This is a genomic window from Ancylobacter sp. SL191, from assembly GCF_026625645.1.
In the GTDB taxonomy this organism is placed as follows: Bacteria; Pseudomonadota; Alphaproteobacteria; order Rhizobiales; family Xanthobacteraceae; genus Ancylobacter.
The window spans coordinates 3,226,221-3,241,076 of sequence record NZ_CP113056.1 but is presented as its reverse complement, the minus strand read 5'-3'; the positions used below and the strand labels follow the sequence as shown (position 1 = coordinate 3,241,076).

Sequence of the window (14,856 nt, the reverse complement as noted above, 5' to 3'; positions counted from 1 at the left end):
TGACGACGCCGTAAGCAACCAGATCGCACCCAAAAGATCGCATTCAAGAAGATCGTACCAAGGAGAAGACCCATGAAGACCGTTACCGGACGCCGCGCCTTCACCGCCGCGCTGCTGGCCGCCACCCTGTTCGGGGCGCTCCCCGCCGCGGCGGAGATCAAGGCCAAGGTCGGCCACGCCATGCCGGAGAGCCATCCGCAGGCCGCGTCGATGAACAAGTTCGCCGAGCTGGTCGGCACCTACACCAATGGCAATGTGAAGGTGCAGACCTATCACGGCGCCGTGCTCGGCAGCGACGAGAAGCAGCTCCAGGCGGTGCAGGCCGGCACGCAGGAATTCTACATCGGCACTCTGGCGCCGCTGTCCTCGCGGGTGAAGGAAGTGCAGGTCTGGGATCTGCCCTTCATGTTCCAGAACACCAAGGAAGTGTACGCCGTGCTCGACGGCGCCTCCTCCAAGGAGATCTTCGCCAAGGTCGAGCCCTCGGGCATCGTCGGCCTGACCTGGACCGGCATGGGCTTCCGCAACCTGTCGAACAGCCGCCGCCCGGTCACCAAGCTCGACGACATCACCGGCCTGAAGCTGCGCGTGATGGCCAACCCGGTGGCGCTCGACACATGGAAGACCATTGGCGCCAATGCGACGCCAATGCCGTTCTCCGAAGTGTTCCCGGCGCTGGAAGTCAAGGCGATCGACGGGCAGGAGAACCCGCTGCTGCACATGTACGCCAACAAGATGCAGGAAGTGCAGAAGTACATCTCCATCACCAACCACGTCTACACGCCGGTCGCGCTCGTCGCCTCGAAGAAGTTCTGGGACAAGCTCACCCCGGCCGATCAGGACGCGATCCGCAAGGCCGCGGTGGAAGCGGGCCTGCTCCAGCGCAAGCTGCTCGACGAGGGCGACCGCGACGTGATCGCCAAGTTCCGTGAAGCCGGCGTCGAGGTCGATCAGGTGCCGGCCGACCAGCTCGCCCGCATCCAGGAGCAGGTGAAGCCGGTGGTGGCCAAGTTCAAGCCGCAGATCGGCGAGGCCTTTGTCGATGGCTTCTACGCCGAGATCGACAAGGCCCGCAGCGCCAACTGAGTGAAACGCTGTTCCGGCGGCCGCCTCCACGCGCCGCCGGAACACCCCTCGATGACGCGTCCCTTCCGTCCGATGCCGCAGCGGCACTCGGCTTTCCCGAGGTGTCTCGATGAACCAACTGCTCAAGTTGGCGATCGCCACGTTCTACCGCGTGCTTGAGGTGCTGATGGTGCTGTGCATGGTCGTCATGCTCGTCACCGTCTTCAGCAATGTGGTGCTGAGGCTCGGCTTCAACACGGGTATCGACCTGTCCGACGAGTTGCCGCGGTTCGCCTTCGTCTGGCTTACCTTCCTCGGTGCCATCGTCGGCCTGCACCGGCGTGCCCATCTCGGCGTCGATCTCGTAGTGCGGGCGCTGCCGCTCATTGGGCGCAAGCTATGCTGGGGCATCAGCCAGGCCATCATGCTCGTGTGCAGCCTCTACATGCTCTACGGCACCTGGCTGCAGCACGACATCATCGCCGGCAATTCCTCGCCCGTGGCGCAGATCTCGACGCTGTGGGTCTATGGCGTGAGCTACATCACAAGCACCGCCATCGCCCTCATCTGCGCCGCCAATCTCGTCCGCCTCGTGCTGGGTCACGTTGCCGAGGACGAGCTGATCGACGTGAACGAGGAGGGGCTCTCCGAGATCCACGAGATCGACCACGAGCTGGCGGAGCAGACCGCGCGCAAGGGCACGCCATCATGATTGTTCTCATCTTCATCGGATCGCTGCTCGGCCTCATGGCTCTGGGCATGCCGGTCGCCTTCGCGCTGATCGGCTGCGGCCTCGCCATGATGTTCTACATGGGCATCACCGACCCGCAGATCATCATCCAGAACATGTGGGACGGCTCCAACAGCTTCCCGCTGCTCGCCGTGCCCTTCTTCATGCTGGCCGGCGAGTTCATGAACGCCGGCGGCATGACCCGGCGCATCATCACCATGGCGATGGCCTGGGTCGGCCATATTCGCGGCGGCCTCGGCTATGTCGCGGTGATGGCGGCGGTCATCATGGCCTCGCTCTCCGGCTCGGCCGTGGCCGACACCGCCGCGCTGGCCTCGGTGCTGGTGCCGCTGATGCGCAATGCCGGCTATGATGTGAACCGTTCCTGCGGCCTCATCGCCTGCGGCGGCATCATCGCCCCGGTCATCCCGCCCTCGATCGGCATGATCATTTTCGGCGTCGCCGGCGGCGTGTCGATCACCAAGCTGTTCATCGCCGGCATCGTGCCGGGGGTGATGATGGGCATCGCCATCATGCTGGCCTGGCGCTGGTGCATCAAGAAGGACAATCCGCGCGTCGAGCCGCGCCGCTCGATGAAGGAGCGGCTGACCGAGACCCGCGACGCCTTCTGGGCGCTGATGCTGCCGGTGGTCATCATCGGCGGCCTGAAATTCGGCATCTTCACGCCGACCGAAGCCGCCGTCATCGCCGCCGTCTACTCGCTGGTCGTGGGCCTGTTCATCTACCGCGAGATCAAGCTGCGCGACCTGTTCCATCTGATCTACCGCGCGGCGGAAACCACGGCGGTCATCATGTTCCTGGTGGCGGCGGCCGGCGTCTCGGCCTGGCTCATCACCACGGCGGACATTCCCCAGCAGCTCGCCGGCTTCGTCGAGCCGTTCATGGACAGCCCGATCCTGCTGATGGCGATCCTGATGGTGCTGGTGTTCATCATCGGCACCGCGCTCGATTTCACCCCGACCGTGCTGATCCTCACCCCGGTGCTGATGCCGGTGGTGAAGCAGGCGGGCATCGACCCGGTCTATTTCGGCGTGCTGTTCATCATGAACAACGCGCTCGGGCTGGTGACGCCGCCGGTCGGCACCGTGCTCAACGTGGTCTGCGGCGTCGCCAAGGTGCCGATGGGCGGGGTGATCCGCGGCGTGCTGCCCTTCCTCATCGCCCAGACCATCGTGATGGTCCTGCTGGTTGCCTTCCCGCAGATCGTCATGTGGCCGCTGCAGTGGATGACCCGCTGACAGGCGGGCCGTTCACACCGTAACTTTCTCTCGACCAAGGATCCGCCCGACATGCGTGCCATCGTCATCCACGCCCCGCACGATCTGCGCCTCGAATCCATGCCCGCCGCAACACCGGGCCCGCGCGACGTCGTCGTGCAGATGGGCGCCGGCGGTATCTGCGGCTCCGACCTGCATTACTTCCATCAGGGCGGCTTCGGCGTGGTGCGCCTGCGCGAGCCCATGGTGCTCGGCCATGAAGTGGCCGGCACGGTGAAGGCGGTGGGCGCGGAGGTCACGGCGGTGAAGGTCGGCGACAAGGTGGCGGTGAACCCCTCGGGTCCGTGCGGGGAGTGCGAATATTGCCGTCGCGGCCTGCGCAACCAATGCTTGGACATGCGCTTCTTCGGCAGCGCCATGCGCTTTCCCCATGTGCAGGGCGCTTTCCGCGAGGAAATGACCGTGCCGGAGGCGCAGGCCGTCAAGGTATCCGACGATGTCGACCTGACGCTCGCCGCGCTGTGCGAGCCCTTCGCCGTGGCGCTCCATGCGGTGGCGCAGGCGGGCGAGCTTGCCGGCAGGACCGTGCTGATCTCCGGCTGCGGGCCGATTGGCTGCCTGGTCATCGCGGCGGCCAAGCTCGCGGGGGCGGAAACCATCATCGCCACCGACATCGCCCCGGAAGCTCTCGCCATCGCCGCCCGGCTCGGGGCGACGCGCTGTGTCGATGTCTCCGGCGGCACCGAGGCGCTGGCGGACCTCGCAAAGGACAAGGGCCGGGTCGACGTGACGCTGGAATGCTCGGGCAATGGCCGTGCGCTCGCGAGCGCCATCGAGCTCACCCGCCCGCGCGGCACCATCGTGCTCATCGGTCTTGGCGGCGAGCAGCCGCTGCCGATGAACGCCATCGTCGCCAAGGAGCTGAACATCACCGGCAGCTTCCGCTTCGATGAAGAATTCGCCCGCGCCGCCGACCTGATCTCGACCGGACAGGTGGATCTGCGCCCGCTGCTGTCCGGCACCTTCCCCATCGAGGAGGCCGACGCCGCTTTCGCCCTGGCCTCCGACCGGCGGCGGGCGATGAAGGTTCATTTCCGCTTCGGCGAGGCCGTATGACGCTGAGGGACGACGTGGCACCGCCCGCTATCGTGGTCATGGGGGTCTGTGGCTGCGGCAAGTCCTCGGTCGGCGCGGCGCTGGCCGCGCGGCTGGGCGCCGATTTCATCGAGGGCGATGGGCTGCACCCGCCTGCCAGTATCGCCAAGATGGCGCGCGGCGAGCCGCTGGACGATGCCGACCGCCAGCCCTGGCTGGAGGCGATCCGGCAGGTGATGCTCGATACCCGCGCCGCCGGGCGCGGCGTGGTTGTCTCCTGCTCGGCGCTGCGCCGCGCCTATCGCGACCATTTGCGCGGTGCCGGCACGCTCCGTTTCGTCTTTCTGACGGGAACCAAGGAGGTGCTGGCCGCACGCATGGGCCAGCGCGACGGCCATTTCATGCCGCTGACGCTGCTCGACAGCCAGCTCGCCACGCTGGAAGACCCGAGCGGCGAGGCGGATGTGACGACCATCGACATCGACCGTCCGCTCAGCGAGGTGGTCGCCTATGCCAGCGCGGCCATCGGACGGGCGACGGAGCCGGACGATCTCTGCCCGGCCTGAACTTGCTCAAGCCATCGCGAAGGTGAACAGCCGGCCGGAATCAGCGGTTACATCGTCAATGCCGGCGAGCCGCAAAGCGTGCCAGGCCATGGCGTGGTTCGAGGAGGTCACCGGCACGCCGGTCGCCGCCTCGATCCGGGTCACCACTTCCGCGACGCGCAGGCTGGTGCAGGAGACGAAGATCGCCTCGATGCCCGGCGCCTCGCGTGCCAGCCGCTCCGCCCCGGCCACAATCGAATCGACCGAGATGCAGGCCGCGTCCCGGTCATCGCGGCGGTCAAAGGTGGCGTAGGCTTCCACCCCGAAACCCTGCGACAGGAAGCTCGCGGCCATGCCGGCGGTGATCTCCGGCGCGTAGGGCGTGAGCATGGCGATGCGCCGGGCACCCAGCGCCTTCAGTGCCGCCCGCGCCGCCGTGACCGGCGTGGTGCAGGCGACGCCGGGACGCGCCTTGCGGATCTCGCTGAAGACGTAATCCTCGCCCAGCAGCATGGTCGCCGAGGTGCAGCCGAAAGCGACGACATCGACCGGCGTGCCCGGCAGGATCAGCTCGGCCGAAGGCGCGATGCGCGGGCCGATGGCGCGCAGCGTCTCCGGGGTGATCTCGGCATCATTGTGCAGCCGCGCCTCGTAAAGGCCGACACCGGGCAGGTCGAGCAGGTTGCGGAACTCGTATTCGATGGTCTGGTCGGTGGCGAGCACGACGAGGCCGATGGTGGCCCGCGCGCCAAGACGCGGCGCCAGCTCGGACGCCATCACGCCGAGATCGCGCGGCGCATCGAGAATGGCGGGGGAGGCGAGGGCAGCGTGCGGCGTCATCGGCGGAACCTCCGGTTGCGGGGTGGGGCGGGCGCTCAGGCGGCCAGCCCGTCCATGGGAATGGCCGGCGTGCGGCCGGCGATGAGATCGGCGGTGATGCGCGCCGAGCCGTGCGACATGGTCCAGCCGATATGGCCGTGGCCGGTGTTGAGATAGAGATTGGCGAGTTGCCGCCGCCCGAAAAAGGGCAGGTTGGTCGGCGTCATCGGCCGCAGCCCGGCCCACATCTCGGCCCGCTCATAGTCGGCGCCTTCCGGGTAAAGCTCCTGCGTCACCCGCTTCATGAAGGCGAAGTCGGGCGGCTTGTGGCTGGTGTCGTAGCCGGCGAATTCGGCGGTGGCGGTCACGCGGATGCGGTCGCCGAAGCGGGAAACGGCGACAAGGTTGTGCTCGTCCACACAGCCGAGGCTCGGCGGGCGCGGCTGGTTGCCGATGGGAATGGTCAGCGAATAGCCCTTGATCGGGTAAATCGGCAGGTCGATGCCGATGCTGCGGGCGAGGCCGGCGCTGGCCGAGCCCATGGCCAGCACATAGGCGTCGCCCGTCACCCGCCCGCGCTCCGTGGCGATGCCGGTCACCTTGCCGCCCGCCACCTCGATGCCGGTGATCGCCGTGCCCGTGCGGATCTCGCCGCCGCGGCGGGCGACGATGGCGGCCAGCGCGCGGGTGAACTTGGCGGGATCGCCCGTCTCGTCGGTCGGGCACCAGATGGCGCCGGCGATCTTCTCGCGGGCATGGGCGAAGGCCGGCTCCATTGCCACCACCGCGTCGCGGTCGAGCACCTTGATGAGCTGACCGTCCGATTCCAGCAGCCGCATATTGGCGACGCCGACATCGAGCGCCTGCTGGCTGCGGTGGAAATACAGGATGCCCTGGTCGTTGCGGTCATAGGCCAGATCTTCCGCGCCGATCACCTCCTGCAGCACCGCCTGCGAATAGGCGGCGAGCCGGTGCTTGAGCAGCGTGTTGCGCCGCGCCTTGGCGTGGGTGCATTCCATCAGGAAGCGCCAGGACCAGCTGTAGAGGCGCGGATCGGCCGAGAGGCGGAAGCGCAGCGCCTGGTCCTTCAGGACCAGCGATTTCAGCAGCGTCATCGGCGCCTTGGGCGAGGACCAGACGAAGGAATGGCCGGGCGCGATCATCCCGGCATTGCCCCAGCTCGTCTCGTCGGCAACCTCGGCATGGCGCTCCAGCAGCACGACCTCGTGGCCATCCTTCTGGAGCTGATAGGCGGTGGTCACGCCCACGACCCCGCCGCCGAGCACGATGATGCGCATGCCGTCCACGCCCCTCCTGAAGTGAATACACTTTAGGATTCATCTCGGGCTGCACAACGGGAAATGTTGGGCATAGACTGCCCGCTCCCTAAGCAGGGCAGGGGCGACAGGCGCGGGGGAGGCGCGGAGTATGGCGGCTAAGGACGACAGCGCGGCGCAGACTTCCGCAATGGGCATAAGGCGCCCCCGCGCGGCCGACAGCGTCGAGCGCATCTACGCCATCATCAAGGACTACGCGGTCGAGTACCGCTTCCGGCCGGGGGAGAAGATCAACGAGGTGGAACTGGCGGCGCAGCTCGAGGTCAGCCGCACGCCGGTGCGCGCGGCGTTGAACCGGCTGGAGCGCGATGGCTTCGTCGTCACCGTGCCGAACAAGGGCTTCTTTGCCCGCGAGATCACCCCCGAGGCAGTGCGCGACCTCTATGAACTGCGCGCGGCGGTGGAGCGCGCCGCCTTCGTGCTCGCCTGTGATCGCGCCACGGAGGCGGAGATCGAGGCGACCGTCGCCGCCTGGGAGCAGCACAACCGGCTGGAGGAGGAGGGCTCCTGGGCCGCCATCGCCCGCGCCGACGAGGCGTTCCACATGGCGCTCACCCGGCTCTCGCGCAACGCGCAGATGGCGCTGGCGCTCGATGCCATTTCCTCGCGCATCCGCTTCTTCCGCCGCATCGCGCTGGAAGCCCTGCCGCAGCGCGCCACCGGCTACCGCGAGCACGCCGCCATCATCGAGGCATTGCGCCAGCGCGACGCGGCGGGCGGGGCGGAGCTGCTGGAGCGCCACATCACCCTGTCCTCCGACCATGCGGTGGAGGTCGCCACCGCCGGTCTCGCGCGCATCTTCGTCGGCGACGCCGCGTAGCCAATTTGACCGAATGCTCTAGGCGGCCGCCTGCGCCTCGCCGGCCTCGCGCACCATGCCGGCGAGAAGCTCGAACTGTTCGGCCAGCGGGTTGGTGCGGCGCCAGACCATGCCGATCACCCGCGCCGGCGGCGGGGTCAGCCGGGCGACGCAGACCTGCGCCTGCGCGGTCTCGATCCGCACCGCCATTTGCGGGATCAGCGTCACCCCGATGCCGGCGCCGACCATCTGCACCAGCGTGGTGAGCGAACTGCCCTCCATCAGCTCGCGCGGCTGGCTCGGGGAGAAATTGCAGTAGGAGAGCGCCTGCTCGCGGAAGCAATGGCCCTCCTCAAGCAGCAGGAGCTGCATCTCGCGCAGCATCTCGGAATTCGGCACCGGCTTGTCGGCATCCGCGCGCGGGCGCACCAGCACGAACTCCTCTTCCAGCAGCGGCACCTCGACCAGCGACGGCTCGGAGACGGGCAGGGCGACGATGGCGGTATCGAGCCGGCCTTCCAAGAGATCCTCCACCAGCCGCTGCGTCACCGCCTCGCGCGGGCGCAGATCGAGTCCCGGAAAGCGGGCGCTGATCCGGGTGAGCAGGCGCGGCAGCAGATAGGGCGCGACGGTCGGAATGACGCCGATCCGCAGCCGCCCGGCGAGCGGGCTCAGCGAGGCGCGGGCGAGGTCGTCCAGTTCCTCCACCGCCCGCAGGATGGCGCGGGCGCGGCGGGCGAATTCGGTGCCGAGGCTGGTGAGTCGGATCTGCCGCATGCCCCGCTCGACCAGTGGCACGCCGAGGATTTCCTCCAGCTCCTTGATCTGCAGCGACAGCGCCGGCTGGGAGATGGCACAGGCCTCGGCCGCCCGGCCGAAATGGCCGTGCTGCGCCAGCGCCTCGAAATAGCGCAGATGCTTCATGGAGATGTTACTCATAAGCGCTACATATCGTGGCAATTAGAAAATGCAAATTTTCATTATCAAAGAGACGCGGTAAGACCCTGCCATCAGGCACGCATTGGACTAATTCCAGTGCGGGCAGCGGGGTTATGGGTTTTCGGAGGCGAGAATGGACGACATCACGAAGCGGCCGGCGGGCAAGTGCCCGGTGATGCATGGCGCGATCACCGAGACCGGCAGGTCCAACACCGATTGGTGGCCGACCTCGCTGAACCTCGACATCCTCTCGCAGCACGACACCAAGACCAACCCGCTCAAGGGCTTCAACTACCGCGAGGAGCTGAAGTCGCTCGATTTCGACGCGCTGAAGAAGGACATGATCGCCCTCATGACCGAGAGTCAGGAGTGGTGGCCGGCGGATTGGGGCCATTATGGTGGCCTGATGATCCGCCTGTCCTGGCACGCGGCCGGCTCGTACCGCCTGGCCGACGGCCGTGGCGGCGCCGGCACCGGCAATATGCGTTTCGCCCCGCTGAATTCCTGGCCGGACAATGCCAGCCTCGACAAGGCCCGCCGCCTGCTGTGGCCGATCAAGAAGAAGTACGGCAACAAGGTCAGCTGGGCGGACCTGCTCGCCTATGCCGGCACCATCGCCTATGAATCGATGGGCCTGAAGACCTTCGGCTTCGGCTTCGGCCGCGAGGACATCTGGCACCCCGAGAAGGACGTCTATTGGGGCGCCGAGAAGGAATGGCTCGCCCCGAGCGACGAGCGCTATGCCGACGTGAACGACCCGTCGACGATGGAAAACCCGCTCGCCGCCGTGCAGATGGGCCTCATCTACGTCAACCCGGAAGGCGTGAACGGCAAGCCGGACCCGCTGAAGACCGCCGCGCAGGTGCGCGAGACCTTCGCCCGCATGGCGATGAATGACGAAGAGACCGCCGCGCTCACCGCCGGTGGCCACACCGTCGGCAAGACCCATGGCAATGGCGACGCCAAGCTGCTGGGCCCGAGCCCGGAAGGCGCCGACATCACCGATCAGGGCATGGGCTGGGCGAATCCGCACCAGAACGGCGCCGCCAACCGCGCCGTCACCTCCGGCCTCGAAGGCGCCTGGACCACGCACCCGACGAAGTTCGACATGGGCTTCTTCGAGATGCTGTTCGGCCATGAGTGGGAGCTGCGCAAGAGCCCTGCCGGCGCGTGGCAGTGGGAGCCGATCGACATCAAGGAAGAGGACAAGCCGGTCGACGCGACCGATCCCTCGATCCGCCACAACCCGATGATGACCGACGCCGACATGGCGATGAAGGTCGACCCGATCTACAACGCGATCTGCCAGAAGTTCATGGCCGATCCCGCCTATTTCCAGGACACCTTCGCCCGCGCCTGGTTCAAGCTGACCCATCGCGACATGGGCCCGAAGGTCCGCTACATCGGCCCGGACGTGCCGGCCGAAGAGCTGATCTGGCAGGATCCCGTCCCCGTTGGCGCCACCAACTATGATGTCACCGCCGTGAAGGCGAAGATCATCAATGCCGGCCTGTCCATCCCGGAACTCGTCGCCACCGCCTGGGACAGCGCCCGCACCTATCGCGGCTCGGACATGCGCGGCGGTGCCAATGGCGCGCGCATCCGCCTCGCCCCGCAGAAGGACTGGGAAGGCAATGAGCCGGCCCGCCTCGCCAAGGTGCTGGCGGTGCTGGAGCCGATCGCGGCCGAGACCGGCGCCAGCGTCGCGGACGTCATCGTGCTCGCCGGCAATGTCGGCATCGAGCTGGCCGCCAAGGCGGCGGGCGTTGACGTCTCCGTGCCCTTCGCTCCTGGCCGGGGCGATGCCACCGACGCGCAGACCGACGCCGACTCCTTCAGCGTGCTGGAACCGATCCATGACGGTTTCCGCAACTGGCAGAAGAAGGACTATGTGGTCTCGCCGGAAGAGCTGCTGCTCGACCGCGCGCAGCTTCAGGGCCTGACCGCCCCCGAGCTGACCGTGCTGCTCGGCGGCCTGCGCGTGCTCGGCACCAATTATGCCGGCTCCAAGCATGGCGTGTTCACCGGCCGCGAGGGCGCGCTGACGAATGATTTCTTCGTCAACCTGACCGACATGGCCAATAGCTGGACCAATGCCGGCAACGGCATCTACGAGCTGCGCGACCGCAAGACCGGCGCGCTCAAGTGGACAGCCACCCGCGTCGATCTGGTGTTCGGTTCCAACTCCATCCTGCGCGCCTATGCCGAGCTCTATGCGCAGGACGATGCCGGCGAGAAGTTCGTCAAGGACTTCGTCGCCGCCTGGGCCAAGGTGATGAACGCCGACCGCTTCGATCTGGCGGCCTGAACCGGGCCTGACGCGCGGCAGTTCCGGCTGCCGCGCTGACCCCAAAAGAAAACCCCGCTCACCGGGCCGGTGGGCGGGGTTTTTTATTCAACCGTGCCGTGACGATCAGAGCAGCGACTGCAGCCGCGTGAGCCCGGTGGCGAAGCCGTTGAGCGAGACGGTGAGCACGATGTTCTGCCCGCCCTCGAACGCCTTGGCGTTGATCTTCACCTGTTTGCCGGTCTTCAGCTTGGCAAGCGTGTCGCCCTCGAAGCGGAACTGCACGATGCAGCCGGCCGGCAGGCAGACCTGGAAGGGCAGGGCCGGCAGTGGCGCGCCATCGTCGATCTGCACCGTCACGCCAGGCGCCAGCGCGAGACCGAAGGGCAGGGCCATGATGCCACCGAGCCCCTTGGCATCGACGCTGCCGACCTCGACGGCCAGCGCCCGCTGCTTGCTCTGCTGGTCGACCTGCACCTGCGAGAGCACGCAGACGCGCCGGCCGTTGGGCAGGGCGCAGTTCACCGTCCAGTCGTCGAAACTTTCCCGCAGGGACGACGCGCCGCCGGGCAGTGTCGCATCGGCCTTGGCTGCGTCCGCCTTAGGCGCGGCGGCCGGGGCGGCAGGGGCCGCGGGCGCGGCAGGCTTCGGCGCCGTCTGTGCGAGAAGCGGAGACGCGGTGAACAGAAGGGCGGCGAGGGCAGCACGAAGGGGCAAGCGGTGCATCGGAACTTCTTATGTTGGGGCGTAACAACGGTACCTTGATAGCACGGGCCTAGAGACCTGATGGCGGCCATGCAACCCCATGCAAGGGGCGCAACCGCTCAGGGCGCCATGATCTGCGGCGTGCCGCAGGCCGGCGGCGCGCAATCCGGCAGCTTGACGGCCGCCGCTGGATCGGCGGGCGGGGCGGTCGGCAGGGGCACCAGTTCGCCGGTCATCGGCGCCGGCTGGTCCGCCGACTGCCCCAGCGAATCGGGCATCGGAGACAGGCCATCGGCAGGGCCGGGCGGGTTCAGCGGCGGCAGCGTTGTGTCCGACTGGGCGAGGGCCGGAGCCGCCGCCAGAAGAGCGAGGCTCATGGCGAGGCCCGCAGCACAGCGCGGGGCGCGCCCGGTGATCGGCGATCTCACGATGATGTCCCTCCACGAACTCAGCCGAGTGTAGCGCAGGCCATCCGTTTGGGAATGGTCCCCAGCCCGATTTCCTTACGGCAGGCCGGACCAGTTCACATCAACCGCGTCCGGCAACCCACGGATGACACGGAAATATAATTCGCCTGCCAGGGAACCGGCCGCTACCGTTGGCCGTTTTCGCGAAGGTACTTAGCTGCCGTCCGGTCGGCGGCCCCTGGCAAGGCCGGCGGCTTCGGCCGGTTCATCTCAAAAGCAACGTACGGTCGGGCGATGGGGATTTCATGAACAGCGCGAGCGTGCCGAGTGTCGCCGATGCCGTCGCGGCCCTCGAAGCCTCGGATGCCCCGCTCGGTCCAGGGCGGCACTGGCCGCCGCTGCTTGCCCGCCTGTTCGACATGATGCTGGGTTCGCCCATCCAGATCGTGCTGTTCTGGGGCCCGGACTATCTCGCTCTCTATAACGATGCCTACGCCCCGACCATCGGCACCAAGCACCCCCGCGCCTTCGGCCGACCGGCGTCGGAGAGCTGGTCGGAACTCTGGGACGATCTCAAGCCGCTGCTCGACAAGGTCGGGCACAGCGGCGAGCCGGTCTATGCCCGCGATCGGCCCTTCGTCATCGAACGCCACGGCTATCTGGAGGATGTGAACTTCGACATCGCCTATTCGGCGGTGCGGGAGGCTGATGGCGGCATCGCCGGCGTGCTGTGCATCGTCAACGAGACCACCGACCGCGTGCGCGCCGAGCAGCAACTGCGCGAGAACGAGGCGCGGCTCGGCTTTCTCGATTCGGTCGGCCGCGAAATGGCGACGATCTCGGACGCCAACGCGATCATGGCCATCGCGGCCCGCCGCCTTGGCGAGCGCCTCGGCGCGGTGAGTTGCTCCTATGCCGATGTCGATCCCGATGCCGACGGCGTCACCGTGCGCGGCGAATGGACCGCGCCGGGGGCGCAGAGCGTGCTCGGGCGCTACCGGTTGTCGAATTTCGGGCCGCGGATCGCGGAGCGACTGCACGCGGGCCAGCCGGCCATTGTCCGCGATGCGGCCGCCGAGGATGATCGCGAGACGGCCCATCTATTGAGCGCGTTTGGGATCGCCGCCAGCGCCTCCATGCCGCTGGTGAAGAACGGCGCGCTCACCGCGATGATGTCGGTGAATCACAGCGCCCCCCACGACTGGACGCCGGGCGAGATCACCCTGTTCTCCGAGGTGTCCGAGCGGAGCTGGGCGCATATCGAGCGCGTGCGCGCCGAGGAGCGGGCGCGCGAGGAAGCCGAGCGCGCCCGCCTTGCCATCACCGCCGCGGCGATCGGTACCTGGGACTACCAGCCGGATTCCGACATTCTGCGCTGGGACGCACGCTGCAAGGAGCTGTTCGGCCTGCCGCCGGAGGCCGAGGTCTCCTATGCCGGCGCCTTCCTCGCCGGCCTGCACCCGCAGGACCGCGAGCGGGCGGCGGCGGCGGTCGAGCGCGCGCTCACCGAGGGCGCCGACTACAATATCGAGTTCCGCACCATCGGCCTCACGGACGGCAAGGAACGCTGGCTCGCCGCCACCGGCAGCCGCCTGCAGATCGACGACCACCCGCTGCGCTTTATGGGCACGGTCATCGACATCACCCACCGCAAGCGCGTCGAGGCCGAACTCCAGGCGCTCAACGCCACGCTGGAGCGGCGGGTGATGGAGGAGGTGGAGGAGCGCTCCAAGGCCGAGGAGCGGCTGCGTCAGGCGCAGAAGATGGAAGCGGTCGGCCAGCTCACCGGCGGCATCGCGCACGACTTCAACAACATGCTGGCCGTCATCATCAGCGGCCTCGGCCTGATGCAGCGCAAGCTCGCCAAGGGCGACACCGATGTCGGCCGCTTCGTCGATGCCGCGCTCGACGGCGCCCAGCGCGCGGCGACGCTGACCCAGCGCCTGCTCGCCTTCTCCCGCCAGCAGCCGCTCTCGCCCAAGCCGATCGAGGTCAACCGCCTCGTCACCGGCATGAGCGACCTGCTCATCCGCACGCTCGGCGAGACCATCCGCGTCGAAACCGTCATCGGCGCCGGGCTGTGGCGCACCAAGGTCGACCCCGCGCAATTGGAGAGCGCCATCCTCAACCTCGCGGTGAACGCGCGCGACGCCATGCCGGAGGGCGGCACGCTCACGGTCGAGACCACCAATGCCTATGTCGATGACATCTACGCCCGCGATTCCGGCCTGACGGTCGGCCAATATGTGCTGATCGCCGTCACCGATACCGGCATGGGCATGGACGAGCCGACCATGGCGCGGGCCTTCGACCCGTTCTTCACCACCAAGCCGGTGGGCAAGGGCACCGGCCTCGGGCTCAGCCAGGTCTATGGCTTCGTGCGCCAGTCCGGCGGCCATGTGCGCATCTATTCCGAACTCGGCGTCGGCACGACCATCAAGATCTACCTGCCACGGATGCGCGGCACCGAGCCGGAGGAGCGCGAGCGCGAGAGCGACGCGGCCGGGCGCGGCGTGCCCGGCGAGACCGTGCTGGTGGTGGAAGACGACGCGCGGGTGCGCAACCTCTCCTGCGAGGTGCTGCGCGATCTCGGCTACACGGTGATCGAGGCTGCCGGCCCGCTGGAGGCACTGGAGGTCATCCGATCCGGCCCCTGTCCGACGCTGCTGTTCACCGATGTGGTGATGCCCGGCATGTCCGGCCGGCAGCTGGTGGACGAGGTGCGCCGGCTCCACCCGCTGGTGAAGGTGCTCTACACCACCGGCTACACCCGCAACGCCATCGTGCATAACGGCGTGCTCGACGCCGGCACGCATCTCCTGCCCAAGCCCTTCAACATCGAGGCGCTCGCCACCAAGGTGCGCGAGATCCTCGACGAATAGGCCGGCGG

Annotated in this window: 13 protein-coding genes; 8 read left to right on the top strand and 5 right to left on the bottom strand. The window is 67.7% G+C overall.

What is annotated here, in order from left to right; all coding sequences use genetic code 11:
- The first annotated feature begins 72 nt into the window (after positions 1–72).
- The 5 genes from OU996_RS14670 (at position 73) to OU996_RS14650 (ending at position 4,694) form a co-directional block, all read left to right on the top strand.
- On the top strand, positions 73–1,086 hold the full coding sequence (locus OU996_RS14670; RefSeq protein WP_267582348.1) for a TRAP transporter substrate-binding protein: 1,014 nt from the start codon (positions 73–75) through the stop codon (positions 1,084–1,086).
- 109 nt (positions 1,087–1,195) lie between these two features.
- Complete coding sequence (locus OU996_RS14665) at positions 1,196–1,777, top strand: TRAP transporter small permease (RefSeq protein ID WP_267582347.1); 582 nt, start codon at positions 1,196–1,198, stop codon at positions 1,775–1,777.
- The gene (locus tag OU996_RS14660) at positions 1,774–3,054 is read left to right on the top strand and encodes a TRAP transporter large permease (RefSeq protein ID WP_267582346.1); all 1,281 of its coding nucleotides are present in this window, start codon (positions 1,774–1,776) and stop codon (positions 3,052–3,054) included. Before OU996_RS14665 ends, OU996_RS14660 begins: the two co-directional genes overlap by 4 nt.
- Before the next feature lie 51 nt (positions 3,055–3,105).
- Positions 3,106–4,149, top strand: coding sequence for an L-idonate 5-dehydrogenase (locus tag OU996_RS14655; RefSeq protein WP_267582345.1), 1,044 nt, complete (start codon positions 3,106–3,108; stop codon positions 4,147–4,149).
- Positions 4,146–4,694, top strand: coding sequence for a gluconokinase (locus tag OU996_RS14650; protein WP_267582344.1), 549 nt, complete (start codon positions 4,146–4,148; stop codon positions 4,692–4,694). Before OU996_RS14655 ends, OU996_RS14650 begins: the two co-directional genes overlap by 4 nt.
- 6 nt (positions 4,695–4,700) lie before the next feature.
- Here the strand turns inward: OU996_RS14650 and OU996_RS14645 are convergent, their stop codons facing one another.
- Entirely contained in the window at positions 4,701–5,513 is an 813-nt protein-coding gene (locus tag OU996_RS14645) for an Asp/Glu racemase (protein ID WP_267582343.1), read from the bottom strand.
- A gap of 35 nt (positions 5,514–5,548) precedes the next feature.
- The gene (locus OU996_RS14640; protein WP_267582342.1) at positions 5,549–6,790 is read right to left on the bottom strand and encodes a D-amino acid dehydrogenase; all 1,242 of its coding nucleotides are present in this window, start codon (positions 6,788–6,790) and stop codon (positions 5,549–5,551) included.
- 130 nt (positions 6,791–6,920) lie between these two features.
- Between OU996_RS14640 and OU996_RS14635 the strand changes: the two genes are divergently transcribed.
- Positions 6,921–7,649, top strand: a complete 729-nt coding sequence (locus tag OU996_RS14635) for a GntR family transcriptional regulator (protein WP_267582341.1) — start codon at positions 6,921–6,923, stop codon at positions 7,647–7,649.
- 18 nt (positions 7,650–7,667) lie between these two features.
- On the opposite strand, the gene OU996_RS14630 is transcribed toward OU996_RS14635, so the two are convergent.
- A complete protein-coding gene (locus OU996_RS14630) occupies positions 7,668–8,567 on the bottom strand; it encodes a hydrogen peroxide-inducible genes activator (RefSeq protein WP_267582340.1) in 900 nt (299 codons plus the stop codon).
- A 133-nt stretch (positions 8,568–8,700) separates the two neighbouring features.
- On the opposite strand from OU996_RS14630, the gene katG reads away from it, so the two are divergent.
- Positions 8,701–10,875: a catalase/peroxidase HPI gene (katG, locus tag OU996_RS14625; RefSeq protein ID WP_267582339.1), complete on the top strand. Its 2,175-nt coding sequence runs from the start codon at positions 8,701–8,703 to the stop codon at positions 10,873–10,875.
- A 105-nt stretch (positions 10,876–10,980) separates the two neighbouring features.
- Here katG and OU996_RS14620 read toward each other — a convergent pair whose 3' ends face one another.
- Together OU996_RS14620 and OU996_RS14615 are read right to left on the bottom strand one after the other, a co-directional pair.
- On the bottom strand, positions 10,981–11,580 hold the full coding sequence (locus tag OU996_RS14620; protein WP_267582338.1) for an invasion associated locus B family protein: 600 nt from the start codon (positions 11,578–11,580) through the stop codon (positions 10,981–10,983).
- Positions 11,581–11,678: 98 nt separating this feature from the next.
- Complete coding sequence (locus OU996_RS14615; protein ID WP_267582337.1) at positions 11,679–11,987, bottom strand: hypothetical protein; 309 nt, start codon at positions 11,985–11,987, stop codon at positions 11,679–11,681.
- A 284-nt stretch (positions 11,988–12,271) separates the two neighbouring features.
- On the opposite strand from OU996_RS14615, the gene OU996_RS14610 reads away from it, so the two are divergent.
- Positions 12,272–14,848 (top strand): ATP-binding protein, encoded by a 2,577-nt coding sequence (locus OU996_RS14610; RefSeq protein WP_267582336.1) that lies wholly within the window; start codon positions 12,272–12,274, stop codon positions 14,846–14,848.
- Positions 14,849–14,856: the final 8 nt, after the last annotated feature.

Bases quoted from the DNA above. Each gene is read 5' to 3' on its own strand.
- OU996_RS14670 (WP_267582348.1), top strand. From the start codon at position 73: ATGAAGACCGTTACCGGACGCCGCGCCTTCACCGCCGCGCTGCTGGCC.
- OU996_RS14665 (WP_267582347.1), top strand. From the start codon at position 1,196: ATGAACCAACTGCTCAAGTTGGCGATCGCCACGTTCTACCGCGTGCTT.
- OU996_RS14660 (WP_267582346.1), top strand. From the start codon at position 1,774: ATGATTGTTCTCATCTTCATCGGATCGCTGCTCGGCCTCATGGCTCTG.
- OU996_RS14655 (WP_267582345.1), top strand. From the start codon at position 3,106: ATGCGTGCCATCGTCATCCACGCCCCGCACGATCTGCGCCTCGAATCC.
- OU996_RS14650 (WP_267582344.1), top strand. From the start codon at position 4,146: ATGACGCTGAGGGACGACGTGGCACCGCCCGCTATCGTGGTCATGGGG.
- OU996_RS14645 (WP_267582343.1), bottom strand. From the start codon at position 5,513: ATGACGCCGCACGCTGCCCTCGCCTCCCCCGCCATTCTCGATGCGCCG.
- OU996_RS14640 (WP_267582342.1), bottom strand. From the start codon at position 6,790: ATGCGCATCATCGTGCTCGGCGGCGGGGTCGTGGGCGTGACCACCGCC.
- OU996_RS14635 (WP_267582341.1), top strand. From the start codon at position 6,921: ATGGCGGCTAAGGACGACAGCGCGGCGCAGACTTCCGCAATGGGCATA.
- OU996_RS14630 (WP_267582340.1), bottom strand. From the start codon at position 8,567: ATGAGTAACATCTCCATGAAGCATCTGCGCTATTTCGAGGCGCTGGCG.
- katG (WP_267582339.1), top strand. From the start codon at position 8,701: ATGGACGACATCACGAAGCGGCCGGCGGGCAAGTGCCCGGTGATGCAT.
- OU996_RS14620 (WP_267582338.1), bottom strand. From the start codon at position 11,580: ATGCACCGCTTGCCCCTTCGTGCTGCCCTCGCCGCCCTTCTGTTCACC.
- OU996_RS14610 (WP_267582336.1), top strand. From the start codon at position 12,272: ATGAACAGCGCGAGCGTGCCGAGTGTCGCCGATGCCGTCGCGGCCCTC.